Origin of the sequence: Sphingomonas sp. Leaf242 (genome assembly GCF_001422045.1) — a bacterium.
In the GTDB taxonomy this organism is placed as follows: Bacteria; Pseudomonadota; Alphaproteobacteria; order Sphingomonadales; family Sphingomonadaceae; genus Sphingomonas.
Genome location: NZ_LMLW01000012.1, coordinates 224032 through 242855 on the forward strand (window position 1 = coordinate 224032; position 18824 = coordinate 242855).

The following is an 18824-nucleotide window of genomic DNA, read 5'->3' on the forward strand; positions in this document are numbered from 1 at the left end:
ATACAGGATGTTAACTAATTGACCCCAAAAGGAGATTGTTCGGAAGCGCTGTAGCGACCGAGGTTTGGGGACTACCAATGTCTAAGATCACCGCCGCGCTAGAGGCCGCCGTCGCAATCGTTATCGAAAACACACCGGCCGATGGCGCAGCGATGACCAACCGCCAGCGCGTGTATGGCGACCGCGCGTTTGCCGGGATCCTGAAGCTCATCGCCCCGCGCATCCGCCACTTCATCCGCCAATACGGGCTGGTCTCGCATTGGGAGGACGCCGAGCAGTGCTGCGCGATCGGCGTGCACCGTGCGATCCAGGGCTATGACCCGACCAAGGCGCAGTTCACGACCTTCGTGAACTGGCAGCTCCGCGGTGAGCTCCAGGGCCTCCGCTTCCGCCTGATGACCGATCAGCGCCCCTCGGCGAAGAAGGTCTCGGCCGCGACCGTGTCGCTCCATGCCGTGATGTCGAACGCCGATGGCGAGGACATGACGCTCGAGACGATGATCATGGACGAAAATGCGGTGGAGCTGACGGAGTCGGGCGCATCCGCGCACATGGCGACGCTCACGCGGACCAAGCTGATCGAGGATTACGTCGATCACCTGCGCGACGTCGGCACCGATCAGCTCGCACGTCGCGCCCGCAAGGCGACTCCGGAGCGTGCACGCGAGATCGCCGGGCCGCGCCTGCGCTCGTCCGTCCATCCGATCGATCCTTCGGACCTCGCCGCACTGGAGGCCAAGATCGCGCTCCACCGCGAGGCGATCGAACGCCGCCTGTCCGAGGATGCCGAGCAGGACGCCCGGATCGACGACGAGGCGGTCCGCGAGCGGACTCGCCAGGTCGCCAAGCGCGCCACCGCGGCGATCGCCGAAATGGCGGATCGCACGCCACGGTTCGCCGCAGCACTGTCGACGCCCGTTCCAGCACGCCCCCGCCGCGAATCTATCGGGTCGGTCGCGCTGTAATCTGACGCTGGCCGGCGACAGCGCGCCGGCCACGCTTTTTCGGCATGCCCAAGATAGTTTGTGTCGTCCGCGCCACAGGCATCCTAAACCCTCCTAAAATAGAACAAGGTTTACGGGAGGTTTAGATGCCGGTGCACGATATGACGGATTTGCTGGCCATCGACAGTCCATCCGACATCGACGAACGGCTGATCCGTGCCGCCCGCGATATTGCGTTGATCGGATCGGGATTGATGCAGTGCCAGGGTGCGGTCCTGTTGACGCTGGCACTACCGGCCCACACCAGCGAGGGCGCGCTTGTCCTCACATTATGGGACGAGACCCTCGTCCCCTACCGCGATCCGCGATGCGCTCGCCCGGATCATCTTCTCGGTCCCGCTGTAGCCACGCTCGAGCGAGCCTCCATCGTATTGTTCGCTCGACTGGCCGCGATCCGGACAGCACGCCACGGCGCCGCCTTCTCCTGTATCGTCACCGACGGAACGGGCGTGGTCCTGATGACGGGGCGGCCACCGCGCGACGCAAGCGCGCTGATCGCCGCCGCGGATCGGCGCGGTACGGCCGTCGCCATCATTCCGCCAGCACCCGACAGCATCTGGACGCTGATGGCCGCCGACCGTCTTTACGCCCCACTCAACTGATCCGACACTCGACCGGTCCGATATCCCGCTTTGATACATCCTATACCGCTGCGTTTCCGTTGTCATCGATCCGTAATTCTTGATAGGAAGATGACGTATAGGGGAATTGAACAGTGGAGCAGCGTGAGTGACCGTCCTCACTCGGCAGGATCGGCCGCGTAAGGGGCATTCGAAGCCGTTGGCTGCCGATGTCCTGGCGCATGGCGGAACCGGCGGAAGCGTTATCGTCGCCGACCGCTATCGTTCGGTCGTATTTCCCAATCGTGTGCGCGACCATCGCCTGAAGCGCGGCCATCCCAAGCTCCTCGCCTTTGCAGGGTCGATCCCCGAAATCCCGTATATCCGCCTGTCGAAGATCGAGCGTGGCGAGGTTTTCCCGCGCGCCATCGAACTCGTCCGGATCGCGGGAACGCTGGACGTCGAGCCCGAAGATCTGCTGATCGACGTGCAATCGCCGCAGTTCGACCTCGAAACCTGGTTTGCCCCGTTCGCCGATACGGCGGTGCTCGACGACCAGCGCGAAGCGGAGACCGCGGTCGCGCTGGCCGCGGCGATCCGCGCCACGCGCGCCGGCGACCCGACGCTATCGCCCGCAGTCATCGATTCCGACTTCGGGATCGCGCCGGTCATCCTGTCGCGGCTCGAAAACGCGCAGAAGGGCCTGCTTCGCTGGGGCGCACCGACAATCGCCTCGCTGTGCCGGTTCTTCCACGTCGCCGACGAGACCGCGTTGCGCGCGCATCTCGACCAGATGCACGCCTGCGGTGCGCTCGACCAGTTCCTGCACGAGATCGGCGACCCTGAGGATCGCAGGGCACGGACCCGGCAACGCATCGCCGCGCTCCGTCAGGAGCTTGCCCACGCCGAACGCATTTCCGCGCCTGTCGCGCCGGCCAGCGTCCGGAGTGCATTGCCATCTGGTCAGACGGTCGGCGCCTCGGTCCGGCTCGCGACGGTCTACGGCGTGCCGCTGCCCGACGGCGCGATCGCGATGCAGCCGACCGGCGCCACCGTCGAGTTGCCCAGTTTCGCCGGGCCGCGTGCGTTCGGCCTCCGCGTCGGCCGCGCCCCGCTCGGCAGCGGACTGCCCGGACACGCGACGGTGATCGTCGATCCGGACCGCTATCCGCAAGCTGGCGGAATCGCACTCGTCAAATCGGGCGAAGGCCACCGCCTGATGGCGGTCTCGCTGGATCCGAGGGGTGCGATGACCGCGCACGGCCTCGATCCGGCGGACTCGGTCGCGCTCGACACGCTCGCCCCCGCCGATGCCGTCGCGGTGATCGCGGCGTATCACGTCTAGGACGGATCGGGGCTCATCGTTTCGAGCGCGCTACAGCTCGATACCGCTCCTTCACCCTAGACGTATGCGGCGGTTAGCCTCTTGGACCATGCATCAGTCATTCCCGCGCAGGCGGGAAGCCATACTGGCAAACCTTGCAGCATGATTGCGACCGTTTGAGCATCTGGGTCCCCGCCTCCGCGGGGATGACGAGATGTCCCATATCGGAGGGGGATAAATGTCGACTCGTTCCGTGGTCCGCCGTTTCGCAAACCAAAATCTACAGATTCGCGGAACCAAGGATCCCGGAACGAGCTCTCCTGAGCGTAGCCGAAGGGCCGGCATGACGAAATGCAGCGAGTCCCATGGCTCCAGATTAAATCTCGTGCAGTTCAGCCGCCGCTACGGCCCAGTGCGGTCTTCAGGAGCGACTGCTGCTTGCGGTAGAGATTGGTCATCGCCGTAAAGTCGGCCTGGATCTGCCCCATCTTCAGCAGTTGATCCTCGACCGTCACGTTGTTGCCGTCGGGCTTGGTTTCGCTGACGTCGTGATCGAGCTGGATCCCCCCGCTACCTCGAGGCGCGCGCGCACCCAGCGCGCTCATCGCCCCGGTCAGCATCACGCGCGGACGCGCGACGCTCGGGCTGCCGCTGCGCCCGCCGGTCTGCTGCGCGAGCAGTTCGGAGAAATCGGGCGCCGCGACGTCGCGCGCCTTGAAGCCAGGTGTCTCCGAATTGGCGATGTTCTGCGCGATGACGCGCTGCCGGTCCGCCAGATGCTTCATCTCGCGCGTGATGCCGGCGAGGATCGAGGGAACGCCCATGTCTAGAATCCCGTGTAGCTTGACGAACCGCCCGACAACCGGGTCAGCGCGGCTTGATAATTGCCGAGTTGCGCCTGCTCGATCGCGGTCGAGCCCGGCTTGCGCCCGTTCGACACGCCGGTGTCCGCGAGCAACGCCTTGGTATCGTCCCAATAGAGCGATCGATACGCGGACTGCGCGAACGAGATCGCCTGCGTGATCCGCGACAGCGCGTTGGCCGCCTCGGTCTTCGTATCGAGCCGGAGCGCCTCGTTCAGCCCCAGCGCGAACGCACCGCCGGGCCTGACTTTCGGCGCATCGTCCGGAATCGACGCCGGGCTCGAGATCCGCCGCGCGTCGAGACCGAGCTTGGCGAGCGCGTCCTTGCCCGCCGACCCTGCGACGAATTCGATCTCGTTGCCGGGCTTCAGGTCGATACGGAGATTGCGACCCACGCCTTTCAGCGGCGTGGTGACGCTCGCGACCTTCGTCCCGACGAGCTGCCGGACCCGGTCGGCGAGCGTAGACAGCGTATCGTCGTCGCCGATCACGATCTTGCGCAGCGCGCCGCCGTTGATCCGCACGGAGAACTCGTCCCCGGCGCGCAGGCTGGTCTGCGCCTCCAGCGTCACCGAATCGCTCGGCGTCAACGTGCCCCGGTGCAAGCCGATCGCGCCGAGTACGGTGTCGCCACCGGCGATCGCCGACACGCGCACCGATTCGGTCTTGGCGCCGATCACGCCAAACTGGCTGGTCGTCCCGATCGCGCCGGTCGATGCGTCGATCCGCGCGACGAAGCCGTCGGTGGTCCCGGTCTTGGCCGTACCCAGCGTCCCATTGGTGCGGCCGCCCGCATAGATTTCACCGCCGAGGAACGCGACGCTGTCGACCTGGTCCTCGCCAGCGGTCGCGACATAGGTGATCGCCGCGCCCGACAACCCTGCGTCGATCCGGGCGACGAAGCCATCGCGGCCTGCGCCGGTGGCGTTCGCCTGCGTGCCCGACAGCGCTGCATCGGTCGCGCCACCGACTGCGATCGTGCCATCCGCCGCGACCGCGATCGCGCGCGCATCCGCCCGCCCGAGCCCAAGCGTCGCGATATCGGTAGCCAGCGATCCGGCGTCGAGTTTGTGGAGGGTCGCCTGACCACTTTCGCTGGTCAGCGCGAGCACCTGTCCGTCGCCCGAGATCGCCAGCGCCTTGACCGTGTCCGCACCGGCTCCCCCGATCGTGCGGGTCTCCTTCAGCGTGCCGGTCGCGTCCAGCCGCGCGAGATACGCATCGCCGCCGTTCGCCTCGGTCTGACCGCCGATATAGATCGCGCCATCCGCGCCGACCGCCACCGCCGTCGCGGATTGCGCGCCGAGCGAGCGGACCAGGGTCGAGAACGTCTCGCCGCCCGACGCGTCATAGCGCGCGACCATCATGTCGCCGTCGCTGTTGGCGCCGTCGAACCCGCCCGTCACGGTCCCCGCCACGACGATTCCGCCATCGGGAGCGATCGTCACCGCCGCGCCCTGCGCCGAGCCGGCCGCGCCCAGATTGCGTTGCCAGACGACGCTGCCTTCGCTGTCGACCTTGGTCAGGAACAGATCGTCGGCACCGTGCGACAGATTTCCGCCGATATCGCCCGCGGTCGTGCCGACGACGTAGCTGAACCCGTTCGCGTCGGTCGCGATCGCCTGTGCATTGGCTGCAGCCGAGATCGTCGTCGCCTTCGCCTTGCCGGTCGTATCGGTCGAAGCGACGACCTCCTGCCGCGCGGTCGCCGCCCGATCGACCGCGCTGATCGTGCCGAGCGTCTTGCGCGTCGGGTCGGTCGTCAGATCGTCGAACCGCGATATGCGCGTATTGGTCGGCGTATCGGGTTCGGTGACGCCGCTCGCGACCATCAGCGCATCGCTCGCGCCGACCTGGTCGATCGACACCGTCTCGAAGCCGGCACGCTCGAGCGACAGCGTCCATTTTTCGCCGGTCTTGGCGGGGACGAACTTGACCGAGGGCCAGCGCGGCACCGGGTTGCCGGTGTCGTCGAGCACCGCATTGCCGCTCGCATCGCGCTTTGGCACTGCGGCGATCTTCGCGTTGATCGCATCGGCGACGCTGTCGAGCGTCGGCGGCTGCGGCGTCCCCGACAGATCGACCGTGACGCTGTCCGAGACGCCCGGCTGCGACAGGTCGATACGCAGGATTTCCTTGCCGGTCATGCCCGCCAGCGGCGCGGTGCGCGTGTCGTTGACGCCGGTGCCGACGATCGTCGCGGTGCTCAGCGATGACGCCGCCTTGACGCCGACGGTCTGCGCTTGCCGTGCGAGGCTGCCGAACGACAGGTCCATCTTGTCCGACGGCGCCGATCCCAGATAGGTCTTGAGATCCGCCAACCCCTTGGCGAACGCCTTTTCCAAATTGGTGCGTTCGCTCGACGCGGTGGTGTCCTTGGCCGCGCTTTCGGCGAGCAGGCGCAGGCGATCGAGCGCCTTGTACGCCACGAAGGTCGTCTGCACGTCGCCGGGCACGGTGGCGCTGCTGCTGCTCGCCTTGTCGATGATCGTCTTCATGCTCTTGATCAGCGACACCTGCGAGGAGTCGCTGAGCGTCGAGGCCTTCTGCTTCCAGGGCGGCGTCGTCACGGGCGTGGTGAACGCCGCCTTCGCCTTGCGCTGCGCCTTGGTTTCGATCGGCGTCGCCGCATTGGACGCGGCAAAGGCCGAGAAGGCATCGCTGCCCGTCAACACGCTGAGACCGATCAGGCCATTCGAGAAATTGCTCATGTCTTCCTCTTCGAGCGCCGTCCGGATCGATCGCTCTCTCCTATAATAGGGGGGAAGCGTACGGGCCGGTTCCCGACGCGATCTTTTGGAGCACACGCGGACCATGACGCTGGCCGAACCGCCCGAACTCAAGCGCTATTCCGGCATCGAGCGCGCCGCCGCGCTGATGCTGACCCTCGGCAAGGAGCATGGCGCACCGATCTGGGATCAATTGTCGGTCGAGGAGGTCAAGGACCTGTCGTCGGCGATCGCCCAGCTGGGTCGCGTGCCGTCGCATGTCGCCGAGCATCTGCTCGTCAGCTTCACCGGCGAAGTCACCAGCATGAACGCGCTGCACGGCTCGTACGAGACCGCCGAACGCCTGCTCGACGGTGTGTTGCCGACCGACCGCGTCCGCGAGATCATGGAAGACATCCGTGGCCCCGCGGGCCGGACGATGTGGGACAAGCTGTCCAACGTCAGCGAGTCGGTGCTCGCGCGCTATCTTAAGAACGAATATCCGCAGACCGTCGCGGTCATCCTGTCGAAGCTGAAGCCGGAAAACGCCGCCGGCGTACTCGCGCAATTGCCCCAGGACATCGCCACCGAGGTCATCCAGCGGATGCTGCGGATGGAGACCGTCCAGAAGGACGTGCTGCTTCAGGTCGAGCAGACGCTGCGCAGCGAGTTCATGAACAACCTGTCGCGCGCGCAACGCCACGATCCGCACGAGGCGATGGCCGAGGTGTTCAACGCGATGGACCGGTCGACCGAAGAGGCGATGCTCTATGCGCTCGACGAACACGCGCCCGAGTCCGCCGAGCGGATCCGCGCGCTGATGTTCACGTTCGAGGATCTCGGCGGGCTGGTCCCGCAGGCTGCCGCGGTGATCGTCCGTCAGGCCGACAAGCGACAGATGGCGCTCGCGCTCAAGGGGGCCACCGACGAAATCCGCCGGCTGTTCCTCGGGACGATGACGGAGCGCTCGGCCAAGCTGATGCGCGAGGACATGGCCGCGATGGGCCCGGTCCGCGCGCGCGATTGCGAGGAGGCGCAGACCGCGCTCGTCCGGCTCGCCAAGCAGCTCGCCGACAGCGGCGATATCCTGCTGGTCGATCCGAAGAGCAACGATGCGATGATCGTCTGAGACCATGGACGCAGCCTTTCACATCCGCCCGTTCGCGTTCGATCGCGTGTTCGAAACCGCCGTCCCGCTCCGTACCGCGCATGCGGAGACCGAGGATCTCCAGCTGATGATCGCGACGCTGGAGGCCGAACTCGCGCTCGCCCGTGCCGATTGCGACCGCCACGTCGCGGTCGCCCGGGCGGACGGGTTCGACGCAGGCCTCGCCCAGGCGCAGTCCGATCGCGATACCGCGCTGCTCGCCGCGGTCGACGCGCTCCATGCGACGATCGAGACGGTCGAGGCGGAGCTCGAAAGCGTGGCACAGGAGGCCGCACGCGAGGCGGCATCGGTCGCGATCGTCGCCGCGGAGCTGCTCGCCGGTCGCGCGCTCGTCGAATATCCCGGCGGCGCGATCGACGCGGCGATCGGCCGCGCGCTGCAACAGGTCGCGCGCGGACAGGAGATCGGTGTCGCCGTCGCACCCGATCTGGTCCCCGAGATCGAACGCCTCGTGGCGATCCGCCAGAACGGCGACCGCCGCCATCTCGCGCTGACCGTCCACGCCGATGCCGCGCTGGCGATCGGCGACGCGCACATCCACTGGGACCGCGGCGGCGTCGTCCTCGAAGCCGCAACACGCATCGCCGCCGTCGAAGCGGCGCTCGGTCCGGTCCTGGAACGCGTCGACGGTTAATCCTGCATCCTCCCCCGCCAGGGGGAGGTGGCACCGAAGGTGTCGGAGGGGGAGGACACGGAACAGAGGTTTCCCTGTCCTCCCCCTCCGTCTGGCAAGCGCCAGCCACCTCCCCCTGGCGGGGGAGGATCGAAATCAGCGTCTGTGGGTAGATCCGTCGCAGAACGTCCTCGTCATCCCCGCGGAGGCGGGGACCCATATGCTCAAGTCTTGGCGATCATGCTCGCAAGCCTGCCAGTATGGGTTCCCGCCTGCGCGGGAATGACGAATCATCGCACCGCCCGGCCTGACGACGCCACGTCAGACCGCCCGATCACCGGTCGGCAAAAGTTTCCGCCCGGCAAGAACTGCCGCCTCGCGTCTCTCCTATAATGAAATCAGGCATTGCTGCCGTTTCGAATGGGGTTTCGCTTGGATCAGATACGGACAGTGTTGGGGCAGATCGGTCGCCAGCGCCTGCTCCTGATGGGAGGAATCGCTGCTGCGCTGCTCGCCGTTCTCGCGGTGGTTGCAACGCGCGGCGGCGACTCGACAATGGGGTTTCTCTACACCGACCTCGACCCGAGCGCGGCACAGTCGATCGCCGAAAAGCTGAAGGCGCAGAACGTCGCCTTCCAGCTGTCGGCCGACGGGACCTCGATCATGGCGCCCGAGGACAAGCTCGCCGAACTGCGGATGGGCATGGCCGGCGAGAAGCTGGGCGGCAAGATCGGCTACGACGTGCTCGACGAGGAGGAGCCGTTCGGCGTCTCCGCGAGCCGCGCCAAGATGAACGAGACGCGCGCGATCGAAGGCGAACTGGCGAAGTCGGTGGAGACGCTGCAAAGCATCTCCCGCGCCCGCGTCCACATCGTCATGCCCGATCGCGCGATGTTCGCGACCCAGACCACCAAGGCGAGCGCCGCGGTCACCGTCAAGACCAAGGGCCGGCTCGGTGCCGAAGCGGTCCAGTCGATCCGCTACCTCGTCTCGTCCTCGGTGCCCGACCTGTCGCCCGAAGCCGTTTCGATCGTCGATCAGACCGGCGCGTTGCTCGCCCGCGCGGGCGACGCCGGAACGATGGGATCGAGCGACATCGACGAACGCCAGGCGACCGTCGAATCCGGCATGCGCGACGAGATCGAGGCGATGCTCGCGCCGATCGTCGGCCAGGGCAAGGTTCGCGCCGAAGTCTCCGCCGAGATCGACCGCGATCGCACGCAGGAAGAATCCAACGTCTTCGATCCAGACAAGCAGGTGATCGCGCATCAGGTGTCGGTCTCCGGCAAGGATCAGAACGCCGACACGCAGGCCGCCCCGCAAGGCGCCAGCATCGCCCGGCAGCTCCCCGACGCGCAGCCCCAGGCCGGCGGCACCGGGACCAACCGCAGCGAAGCGCATGACGAGACGTCGGAGGATACGACCTACGACAACAGCAAGACGCACAGTGTCGTCGACCGCGCGCCCGGCCGGATCAAGCGGCTGTCGGTCGCGGTGATGGTCGATGGCGGCGCCAAGGGACTGCCCGCGGCGCAGATCCAGCGGCTGACGCGGCTGGTCGAGAATGCAGTCGGCGCGGACACCGCCCGCGGCGACAGCGTCGTGATCGAAAGCATGGCGTTCGCCGCCGACGACAGCCTCAAGGATACCGACTCCGGCTTCCTGTCACGGCTGCCCGTCGATCAGCTCTGGATGCTGGGCAAGCTGTTGCTCATCGCCGGGGTCGGGCTGGTCGCGCTCCGGATGATCCGGCCGCAGGCGAACGGCGAAACCGGCACCGCGGCGGAGCGCCTGCTCACCGCGCAGACCGCGGAGCTGGCCGCGCTGCCCGACCAGTCCGGCGCCGTGCCGGGCGGGGTCCAGCGCCCGCTGCTCGAAGCCAACGGCCCCGCGCTCGATGAGGAAATCGCGCTCGCGCAGGTCGATGGCCAAGTCAAATTCGGCGCGCTTCGCCGGGTCGGTGACGCGATCACCGCGGCCCCGCCCGAAGCCGCCGCCGTAATTCGCCAATGGATGAACGCATGATGGATACGCAGATGACCAACCCCGTGCCGCATCTTACCGACCCCGACGACATCGTGCCCGTCGCGTTCCTCGAGGAGTTCGACGACCCCGCCGATGTCGCCGCCGCGGCGATGTCCGGCAATGCCGATCTCCAGGCGGTCTTCGACGTGCCGGTCAAGGTTCACGCCGTCCTCGGCCGATCGAAGATGCTGATCGGCGACCTGCTCAAGCTGAAGGCCGGGATGGTCGTCGAACTCGATCGTCGCGTCGGCGAGCCGGTCGACATCTTCGTCAACGATCGCCTGATCGCCCGCGGCGAAGTGGTGCTGATCGACAACATGCTCGGCATCACGCTGACCGAAATCCTCCAGCAGGAAAATCGCGCGTGATCCGCACCGGCGACGACCCCCATCTGCTGTTGATCGGTGCGGATGCGGTGCTGAAGGTCGCCGCGCAGATGGCGCGCGACAACGGTGCGACCGTCTCGATCGCGGACGATATCGATACGGCGCTGGCGATCCTGCGCGAGACCAGCGTCGGGCTGGTGATGATCGACGTCGCCGCCGATGTCGCCGGGTTCATCACCAGCCTCCGCATCGAGGCGTTCGTGATGCCGGTGATCGCCTGCGGGATCGACGTCCAGGCCGAGCAGGCGGTGGCTGCGATCCGGGCGGGTGCCCGCGACTACGTTTCGCTGCCACCCGACCACGCGCTGATCGCCGCGATCCTCACCAACGCGGCGGCCGCACCACCGGGCACGCTGATCGGCAAGGACCCGAGCTTCGTCCGTGCAGTCGGCTATGCCTGGTCGATCGCACCGAGCCGGATCGCCTTGTCGATCGTCGGGGAACCCAAGACCGGGCGGACGATGCTCGCGCGCTCGATCCACGCCATCTCGGGACGCACCGGTCGGTTCCTGATCGTCGATGCCGCGCACGGCACGCCGACCGCGATCGAGGCCGAACTGTTTGGCCGCGCCGCCGGTGGCGCCCTGCCGCCGCGGCGGGGCAAGCTCGACGAGGCACGCGGCGGCACGCTGTTCTTGCGCGAGGTCGATCGCCTGCCGCTCGACACGCAGACCCGGCTCGCGCACGCGCTCGCCTCGGGCTATGCGGACACCCGAATCATCACCTCCGCGCACGCCGATCTGGCGGTGTCCGCCGCCGCCGGGACGGTCCATGCAGACCTTGCCGCGCGGCTCGGGACGGTGCGGATCGCGCTGCCGCCGCTGCGCGACCGGGTCAGCGATATCCCCGCCCTGGCAGCGCATTTCGCGGAGCAGGCCGCCCGCGTGGAACAGATCGCGGTCCGCCCGATCGCCGACTCCGCGCTCGCCCTGCTCGCGCGCCACAGCTGGCCGTGCAACGTCCAGGAACTCGAGGATGTCGTCCACCGCGCCACCGTGCTCGCGCGCGGCCCGGTGGTCGGTCCCGACGATCTGGTGCTCGCCGACGGCACGCGGCTGGCACGCACCACCGACGAGGCGACGCCCGGCGTCGACCGCCTCGTCGGTCACACCGTCGAGGATGTCGAACGCGCGCTGATCCTCAAGACGCTCGAACGCTGTCGCGGCAACCGTACCTCCGCGTCGGGAATCCTCGGCATCTCGGTCCGGACGATGCGCAACAAGCTGAAGAGCTTCGTCGAAGCGGGGATCGCGATCATCCCCGCCACCTGATCGGCACCACCTGATCCGGCCCGCTACCTGCCCCCTGCCTCCCTCCTCATCTGATCCGGACCCGCATCGCCATGCCGCCAGTCATCGCCAATTTCCTGCAGCGCATCGGCGCCAATCGCGACATGGCGCTCGCGGTCGGGGTGATCGCGATCATCGGCATGCTGATCCTGCCGATGCCCGGCTGGATGCTCGATCTCGGCTTGGCGCTGTCGATCACCCTGTCGGTGATGATCCTGATGACCGCGCTGTTCATCGACAAACCGCTCCAGCTGTCGGCGTTCCCGACGATCCTGCTGATCTCGACCATGCTCCGGCTCGGGCTCAACCTCGCCTCGACGCGGCTGATCCTGGCGCATGGCCATGAGGGATCGCATGCTGCCGGCGGCGTGATCGCGGCGTTCGGCGAATTCCTGATCGGCGGCGAGACCGTGATCGGCCTCACCATCTTCGCGATCCTGATCGTCATCAATTTCGTCGTCATCACCAAGGGCGCCGGGCGTATTGCCGAAGTCGCCGCGCGCTTCAGCCTCGACGCGATGCCCGGCAAGCAGATGGCGATCGACGCCGACCTCAATGCCGGCACGATCGACGAACGCCAGGCCAAGGAACGCCGCGCCGAAGTCGAAGCCGAAAGCGGATTCTACGGCGCGATGGATGGTGCGTCGAAGTTCGTGAAGGGCGATGCGGTCGCGGCGTTGCTGATCACCGCGATCAACGTCTTCGTCGGGCTGATCATGGGCGTCGCGGTCCACGGCGTGCCGTTCGGCGAGGCGTTCCACACCTATACGCTGCTGACGGTGGGCGATGGCCTCGTCAGCCAGATCCCCGCGCTGATCGTCTCGATCGCGGCCGGCCTGCTGGTCTCGAAGGGCGGCGTCGCGGGCAAGACCGGTGCCGCGCTCGGCGACCAGCTCGGCCGCTATCCGAAGGCGTTCGGGATGGTCTCGGTGATGATGGGGATGCTGGCGATCATCCCCGGCCTGCCGTTCATCCCGTTCGCGATATTCTCGGCGGCCTGTGGCTGGGCAGCCTACAAGCTCGATCGCGATGCGCGCACGCGCGTGGTGCAGGATCGCATGGACAAGGCCGCGGCGGACGCGGACGCGATGCCCGACGAGGAACCGATCTCGCGCACGCTGGCGATCGACGCGGTACGGATCGAGATCGGCTATGCGCTGCTGCCGATCATCAACGACGAACGCCGCGAGCCCCGGCTCGACGACCAGGTCCGCGCGCTGCGCCGGCAGATGGCGGTCGATTTCGGCTTCGTGCTGCCGTCGGTGCGGATCCTCGACAACATGGCGCTGAAGCCGAACGAATACGTCGTCCACATCAAGGAGACCGAGGCCGCGCGCGGCGAGATCCGGCTCGACCGCCTGCTCGTGATCAATCCGCCGCAAGACTCGCTGTCGCTGCCCGGCGAAGCGACGCGCGAACCCGTGTTCGGCCTGCCTGCGCTGTGGATCGACCGCGAGCTGCGCGACGAGGCGGGGATGCGCGGCCTGACCGTGGTCGATTGCGGCACCATCATCACCACCCACCTGACCGAGCTGGTGAAGGACAATATCGCCGACCTGCTGAGCTATACCGAGACGCAGAAGCTGCTCAACGAAGTCCACAAGGAGTCGGAAAAGCTCGTCGCCGATATCGTGCCCGCCAAGATCAGCGTGTCGGGGGTGCAGCGCATCCTCCAGAACCTGCTTGCCGAGGGCATCTCGATCCGCGACGTCCCGACGATCCTCGAGGGCATCGCCGAGGCGGCACCGTTGACTGCCAACATCACCCAGATGACCGAGCATGTCCGCGGCCGGCTGGCGCGCCAGATCTCCGCGCAGCAGACACGCGAAGGAGCGATCCCGATCGTCACGCTGTCGGGCGAATGGGACGAGGCGTTCGCCGAAAGCCTGGTCGGGCAAGGCGACGACCGGCATCTGGCGATGGCGCCGTCGAGCCTGCACGCGTTCCTCGCCGCGATCCGCGAGACCTTCGACCGGCTCGCGACCGAGGGCGAGATCCCGTGCCTGCTGACCAATCCGGCGATCCGGCCGTTCGTCCGCTCGATCATCGAACGCGTCCGCCCCGCCACCGTCGTCCTTTCGCAGAACGAAGTCCACGCGAGAGCCCGCATCCGCTCGCTCGGGGTGGTCGGGTGACCGCCGCGCCCGACAGTCCGAGAACCGCCTATAATAAGACGATGATACGCCGATCACCGCGTCGAGGATACGCATGACCCCGCCGAGCTTCTCCCTGTTGCCAGGTCTCGACGCCGTCGCGGTGGCCGGTCAGCGGCCGGCGACGTCGCCCGGCGCAGGCTTCGACGCGGCACTCGCCGGAACGGGGTTCGGCCCAACGAAGACGGGACAAGGATCGCGTGTCGCGACGACACCAGACGCGACGCTACAGCTGCCCTTCGCCGCCGCCCGATCGGGTGGCGCACCGATAGTGCTGGCACAGACGGCGACGGCGTCGTCGCCCCCCGCCCCGCGACTGATCGCCAACACCTACGGGCTCGCGACCGCTATGCCCGCGATGTCGACCCTCGGCGCGCTGTCGGCCCCTGCCCCGCCCAGCCCGGCAACGGCCGCTTCGAATACACAAGGCGTGGCCTCTGTACCGGGTGACCCGAAGACGGAGTCGACGGACATAGCCGTGTCGCCCGCAATCGCTACGCCTGCGCCGACCGCCAAACTTGCACTCGTCGACCTCGCGGCGGCAACTATCGGCAATCGACCACCGCAGACCGCGCTGCCCGCAACAACGACGCCAATCAACGCCGACGCTAAGCCGTCCACGCCGATGGGTGAGGGTACCGGCGACGCAACCTCGCCTTCTCCCGCCGCTAAGCTCGCGCCCGGACCGGCTTCGACGACCGCGATAGCGACGTCGAAAACCGCTTCGCCGCCGTCCCCGAAATCGAGTCCGATCGCGCCAGCGACGGCACCGTCGACTTCGGTGCGCGGCGCGGTCAAGGACACGCCAGCCTCCGACGACGAGACCGTGGCTGATCGCACGCTGCCGTCGACGACACAGCCTTCGCCCGCGATCGCGCTGGTTCCGGTCCCCACCCCAGCGTCGCCCGCCAATGCTGCAACGACGCCAGCTCCAACGGCGGCAGTCCCTGCTGCTATCGTTACGATCGCGGGACGCCCCGTCACAACGACACGCGCCGGGAAAGCCGGCGTGACGCAGACGGAGCCGGACGAAACTGCCGCCCGCTCATCCGCACCGAATGCCGAAAACCTGGGCACCGCAGAGAAGACGCCGGCACCCGACGTGTCGACGCCCCCCCCGGCCGTCCTCGTAACGCCGCCGGCAGACGCCTTGGCGCAGATGGCGGGGCCGCATCATGTCAGCGCCAACGTCCGCTCCGACGACGATGCGACGCCCCCATCGTCAAGTGCCGGCCGGACCGCGCACCGCTCGATCGCAGCCTCTCCCGACGCCGGCACGCTGACGCAGGCGGAGCCCACGGACTCTGCCACGCCCTTTGCGCCGCTGACGAAACCAGACGCGCTACCTGCCGGTACCCCGATCGTCGGACAGCAGGCGGACACCACGCCGGCAATGCCGTCCGCGGTCACGCCCCTGCACGCCCAGGGCATACCGACCGCGACAACCGCCCAGCCGCTCGCCACCGCGTCGACACCGACCCCCGCCACGGCCACCGTTACCGTCACGCCCACCCCCGGTCAGATGGGCCACGACATGGGCGTCGCGATTGCGCGTCACGTCCGCACCGACGGCGGCGAGGCGATGACGGTCCGGCTCGACCCGCGCGACCTGGGTCGGATCGAGGTGCGGATGCATTTCGACGACGACGGCGTCCTGCGCGCGGTCGTCTCGGCGGACAATCCCGCCTCGCTCGACCTGCTGCGCCGCGACAGCGCGGATCTCAACCGTGCACTCGGCGATGCCGGCGTCCGCGCGGATCAGCAGAGCCTGCGCTTCGATACGCGCGCCGGAACCGGTGGCGGTACGGGCAGCGGGGGCAACGGCACGGCCGACGGCCAGCCCCGCCAGCACCAGCCGGCCAGCCCCTATTATTCCGATGACGCCGACGCCGATGGCGGCGCCGACATCGATCCCGTTTGGCGACCGCTCAATCCGCGCGGCCGCATCGACCTGATGGCCTGAGGATGACAGCATGACAGTTTCCACGATCGGCACCGCCCTGACCGCGCAGGATAAGAACGGCACGGTCTCGGGCGCGACATCCGACTTCAACCTGTTCCTGAAGCTGCTGACGACGCAGATGCAGAACCAGGATCCGCTGAAGCCGATGGATTCGACCGAATACACGCAACAGCTCGCGCAATACACGCAGGTTCAGCAGACGACGAAGCAGACCTCGACGTTGCAGGAGATCCTCACGCAGCTGTCGACACAGAACATGGCGCAGGCCTCGGGCTTCATCGGCCGGCAGGCATCATTCGATACGCCCGTCTCCGGCTTGTCGTCGACCGGCCCGGCGCAATGGGGGTACAAGACCGACCGCGCGATCACCACGCTGACCGCGACGTTCGCGGACGCGTCGGGCAAGACCGTCGCGACGCGCGATATCGCGCCCGACGGGCTGACCGGCCGCGTCGCCTGGGACGGGACACTGGCGAACGGATCGAAGGCGTCGGACGGCGCCTACACGCTGTCGCTGACCGGCATCGATGCGAACGGCCAGGCGGTGCCGGTCGGCATCACCAGCACCGGCCTTGTTCAGGACGTGGTCGGCGGCGGTGCCGGCGGCTCGGTGACGCTCGGCGTCAACGGCACGCAACTGCCGATGGACAAGCTGATCCGCCTCACCGCCAGCTGAGATCCACCCGACCGGCCGTCAAAGCCCCGGCATGCCCCGCACGCCGGGGCTTTTGCATGTCCGCAGTTTTTGCGAACGCACGCGACGCCAAGCCTTTCGAAAACCGATCGCGGCGTCCAGAGTCTCCCTCGTCATAGGATATGGCAGGCGTAAGCTAAATGACCGGATTGGGAAGGGAAGCAGCCCGGCTGCTTTTGGTGAAAATTGAGGGAAAGCAGCCATTGGTTGCCAACCCCCTATCACTTACGGTCAGGCGATGACGCTCTACCACAAAGCATGGCTGTTCACGGGGTGGACGATGCTCGTGTTCGTTACTTCGCCGCTTTGGCTGTTTTGGCCGTTCATGACCTTGGGTCTCATTGGAGCCCTGCCGGGAATGGCGCTGTGGCTAGCGCACGGCGCAGCGTTCCTGTGGCTTTTCCGGTGTCCCGAGTGCGGCACATCTCCGTTCACAACGCGGCTTGGCTCCGTCGGAATCAGCCATCCATGGCCTCGCCGTCGCTGCTCGAAATGCGGCAAAAACCTTACGACGAATTAGGTCTGCTTTGGAGAGGAAACCGGCATGTCCGGTTTGGAGCGCGCTGCGGGCTAGGCGCGATAGCTTGAGGCTGACCAAAATAAATCGACGCCGCGATGCCCGTAGCGGGTCAAGGGATAGAGCGCGTTTCCCGGGCCGTTGTCATTGCTTGGGCCGAACCAAAGCTCGCTGATCGCCACTCCTGCAACGCGCTGCAACGGAAGATCAATGTAAGCAACAACAGCCGATCCGGCGGCGCGGAAGCCTACTGCTTCGCCCGCAACCTCTTCGCCATTCGCCGTGCCACCCTCGTCAATTAATCCCCAGCCGTCCTCTGAGATGTCGACGCGCAATTCATGGAGCGCGCGTACTTCTTGCTCTTCCTCAAACGATGGATGTTTGTAGCCGTGGATGAGGCTGGCAAGCAACGCGGCGTCTTGCCCCACGGCGTCTTTGAAGTCGCTGCCCTTTTCCCGCCAAGTCAGGTACATAGCAGCTAGGAAATTACTGACCTCTGTGACTTGTTGCTCGGGATCGTAAACGACCTCGAGCAGCGTGACCGGCATGGCATCGAGTGCTAGCCCACGAAATCCGATCGACCATCCTTTGGCATCATCGGCATAGCCGCGCCACTGACTGAGCACATCTGGTCGCCTCGAAAAGCACGCGATCACCGGATGACTTTTAAGCTGCTTGGGCGACAGATAGTCATCGATACGATCGAAAAAGCTTGTATCAAGTCCGTCAAGCGCCGGGCGATCTGGGACCATTTCGAGCACTGCATTGGCTGCCCGCTCAAACAGCTCGTAGCAATATCTCCATTCGCGCGGATCGTTCATCATGTTGATATCGCTGAACCGCAGCTTTCCGTGCTCCAAGATCGAGAGCAGCGTCGGGGTACTGCAATAGTGATATAGGATGGTTTCCGGTGCCGGCCTCAAAACACGATCGTACGTGAAAGCAAATTTGGGATCTGAATTGTCCGTCAATGTCGTTTCCCGTCGTGGCGCTTTCGCCAACCAACATTGGTTCAACGTTAAATGCAAGCGTTGGACAAACTGGTATCGGCGTCTCGGCGGATATCGCTCAAAAACCCGTCAGTCTGCTCCCGGCCGATTTTCGATCGTCAGCGAGCATCTGAACAAATGACCGGTTCTGGTAGGTGCCCGAGCCGTGTCGAATGTCGTCTTCTGGGCGAAGCCTGACGGAGCGGGCGGTAAGCGACGGGCGCACCGCGTAACCAGGGCTCCGTGCCGTTCACTCCTGGGGCTGCCTGTAGGACCACTTCCCTCTGACGGAGGAGCCTAAACGGGCGTTCTTCAGGTCGACTTGGCGTGCCGATCGCGGTGCCTGCCCCGAAGCCCGCAGACACACGAAAGCCCGCGTCCCTGGTTGGGGACGCGGGCTTCCTGTTCAGCCTTGCGGCTAAGCGTCGATCAGAACTCGTTCCAGTCGTCGTCCGAACGGACCAGCGCGGGGATCGCCGCGGCCGGCAGCGGCTTGACCGGCGAAGCATAGCCTGCGCTCGGCTGGCTCAGTGCCTTGCCGAACGTCTGCTGGATCTTCGCGCGTGCG

At 66.6% G+C, this 18824-nt stretch carries 14 protein-coding genes; 11 read left to right on the forward strand and 3 right to left on the reverse strand.

Going from position 1 to position 18824, the window contains the following annotated elements:
* Positions 1–77 precede the first annotated feature (77 nt).
* The 3 genes from ASF09_RS18450 to ASF09_RS18460 all read left to right on the forward strand — a co-directional run bounded on the left by ASF09_RS18450 (position 78) and on the right by ASF09_RS18460 (position 2909).
* The gene (locus tag ASF09_RS18450; RefSeq protein ID WP_056055638.1) at positions 78–965 is read left to right on the forward strand and encodes an RNA polymerase subunit sigma-70; all 888 of its coding nucleotides are present in this window, start codon (positions 78–80) and stop codon (positions 963–965) included.
* A 125-nt stretch (positions 966–1090) separates the two neighbouring features.
* The gene (locus ASF09_RS18455; protein ID WP_060527517.1) at positions 1091–1606 is read left to right on the forward strand and encodes a hypothetical protein; all 516 of its coding nucleotides are present in this window, start codon (positions 1091–1093) and stop codon (positions 1604–1606) included.
* 127 nt (positions 1607–1733) lie between these two features.
* Entirely contained in the window at positions 1734–2909 is a 1176-nt protein-coding gene (locus ASF09_RS18460; protein WP_156359430.1) for a helix-turn-helix domain-containing protein, read from the forward strand.
* Between the two features lie 371 nt (positions 2910–3280).
* Here the strand turns inward: ASF09_RS18460 and ASF09_RS18465 are convergent, their stop codons facing one another.
* Both ASF09_RS18465 and ASF09_RS18470 read right to left on the reverse strand, forming a co-directional pair.
* The gene (locus ASF09_RS18465; RefSeq protein ID WP_060527519.1) at positions 3281–3712 is read right to left on the reverse strand and encodes a flagellar basal body protein; all 432 of its coding nucleotides are present in this window, start codon (positions 3710–3712) and stop codon (positions 3281–3283) included.
* A 2-nt stretch (positions 3713–3714) separates the two neighbouring features.
* On the reverse strand, positions 3715–6462 hold the full coding sequence (locus ASF09_RS18470; RefSeq protein ID WP_060527520.1) for a hypothetical protein: 2748 nt from the start codon (positions 6460–6462) through the stop codon (positions 3715–3717).
* A 103-nt stretch (positions 6463–6565) separates the two neighbouring features.
* Between ASF09_RS18470 and ASF09_RS18475 the strand changes: the two genes are divergently transcribed.
* The 8 genes from ASF09_RS18475 (at position 6566) to ASF09_RS18510 (ending at position 16732) form a co-directional block, all read left to right on the forward strand.
* Positions 6566–7588: a flagellar motor switch protein FliG gene (locus ASF09_RS18475; protein ID WP_056055622.1), complete on the forward strand. Its 1023-nt coding sequence runs from the start codon at positions 6566–6568 to the stop codon at positions 7586–7588.
* 4 nt (positions 7589–7592) lie between these two features.
* Positions 7593–8261 carry a FliH/SctL family protein gene (locus ASF09_RS18480; protein WP_056055619.1) on the forward strand — a complete coding sequence of 223 codons (669 nt, stop codon included), beginning with the start codon at positions 7593–7595 and terminating at the stop codon, positions 8259–8261.
* Positions 8262–8726: 465 nt separating this feature from the next.
* Entirely contained in the window at positions 8727–10265 is a 1539-nt protein-coding gene (gene fliF, locus ASF09_RS18485) for a flagellar basal-body MS-ring/collar protein FliF (protein ID WP_200912593.1), read from the forward strand.
* Positions 10262–10633 carry a flagellar motor switch protein FliN gene (fliN, locus tag ASF09_RS18490; RefSeq protein ID WP_231420814.1) on the forward strand — a complete coding sequence of 124 codons (372 nt, stop codon included), beginning with the start codon at positions 10262–10264 and terminating at the stop codon, positions 10631–10633. The genes fliF and fliN overlap by 4 nt, the downstream gene beginning before the upstream one ends.
* Positions 10630–11922, forward strand: a complete 1293-nt coding sequence (locus tag ASF09_RS18495) for a sigma-54-dependent transcriptional regulator (protein ID WP_235529889.1) — start codon at positions 10630–10632, stop codon at positions 11920–11922. The genes fliN and ASF09_RS18495 overlap by 4 nt, the downstream gene beginning before the upstream one ends.
* A 71-nt stretch (positions 11923–11993) precedes the next feature.
* Complete coding sequence (flhA, locus tag ASF09_RS18500) at positions 11994–14075, forward strand: flagellar biosynthesis protein FlhA (RefSeq protein ID WP_060527521.1); 2082 nt, start codon at positions 11994–11996, stop codon at positions 14073–14075.
* A gap of 73 nt (positions 14076–14148) precedes the next feature.
* Positions 14149–16056 carry a flagellar hook-length control protein FliK gene (locus tag ASF09_RS18505; protein ID WP_060527522.1) on the forward strand — a complete coding sequence of 636 codons (1908 nt, stop codon included), beginning with the start codon at positions 14149–14151 and terminating at the stop codon, positions 16054–16056.
* 10 nt (positions 16057–16066) lie between these two features.
* Positions 16067–16732, forward strand: a complete 666-nt coding sequence (locus ASF09_RS18510) for a flagellar hook assembly protein FlgD (RefSeq protein WP_056055603.1) — start codon at positions 16067–16069, stop codon at positions 16730–16732.
* A gap of 588 nt (positions 16733–17320) precedes the next feature.
* On the opposite strand, the gene ASF09_RS18515 is transcribed toward ASF09_RS18510, so the two are convergent.
* Entirely contained in the window at positions 17321–18238 is a 918-nt protein-coding gene (locus tag ASF09_RS18515; protein WP_156359431.1) for a DUF2971 domain-containing protein, read from the reverse strand.
* Positions 18239–18824 lie beyond the last annotated feature (586 nt).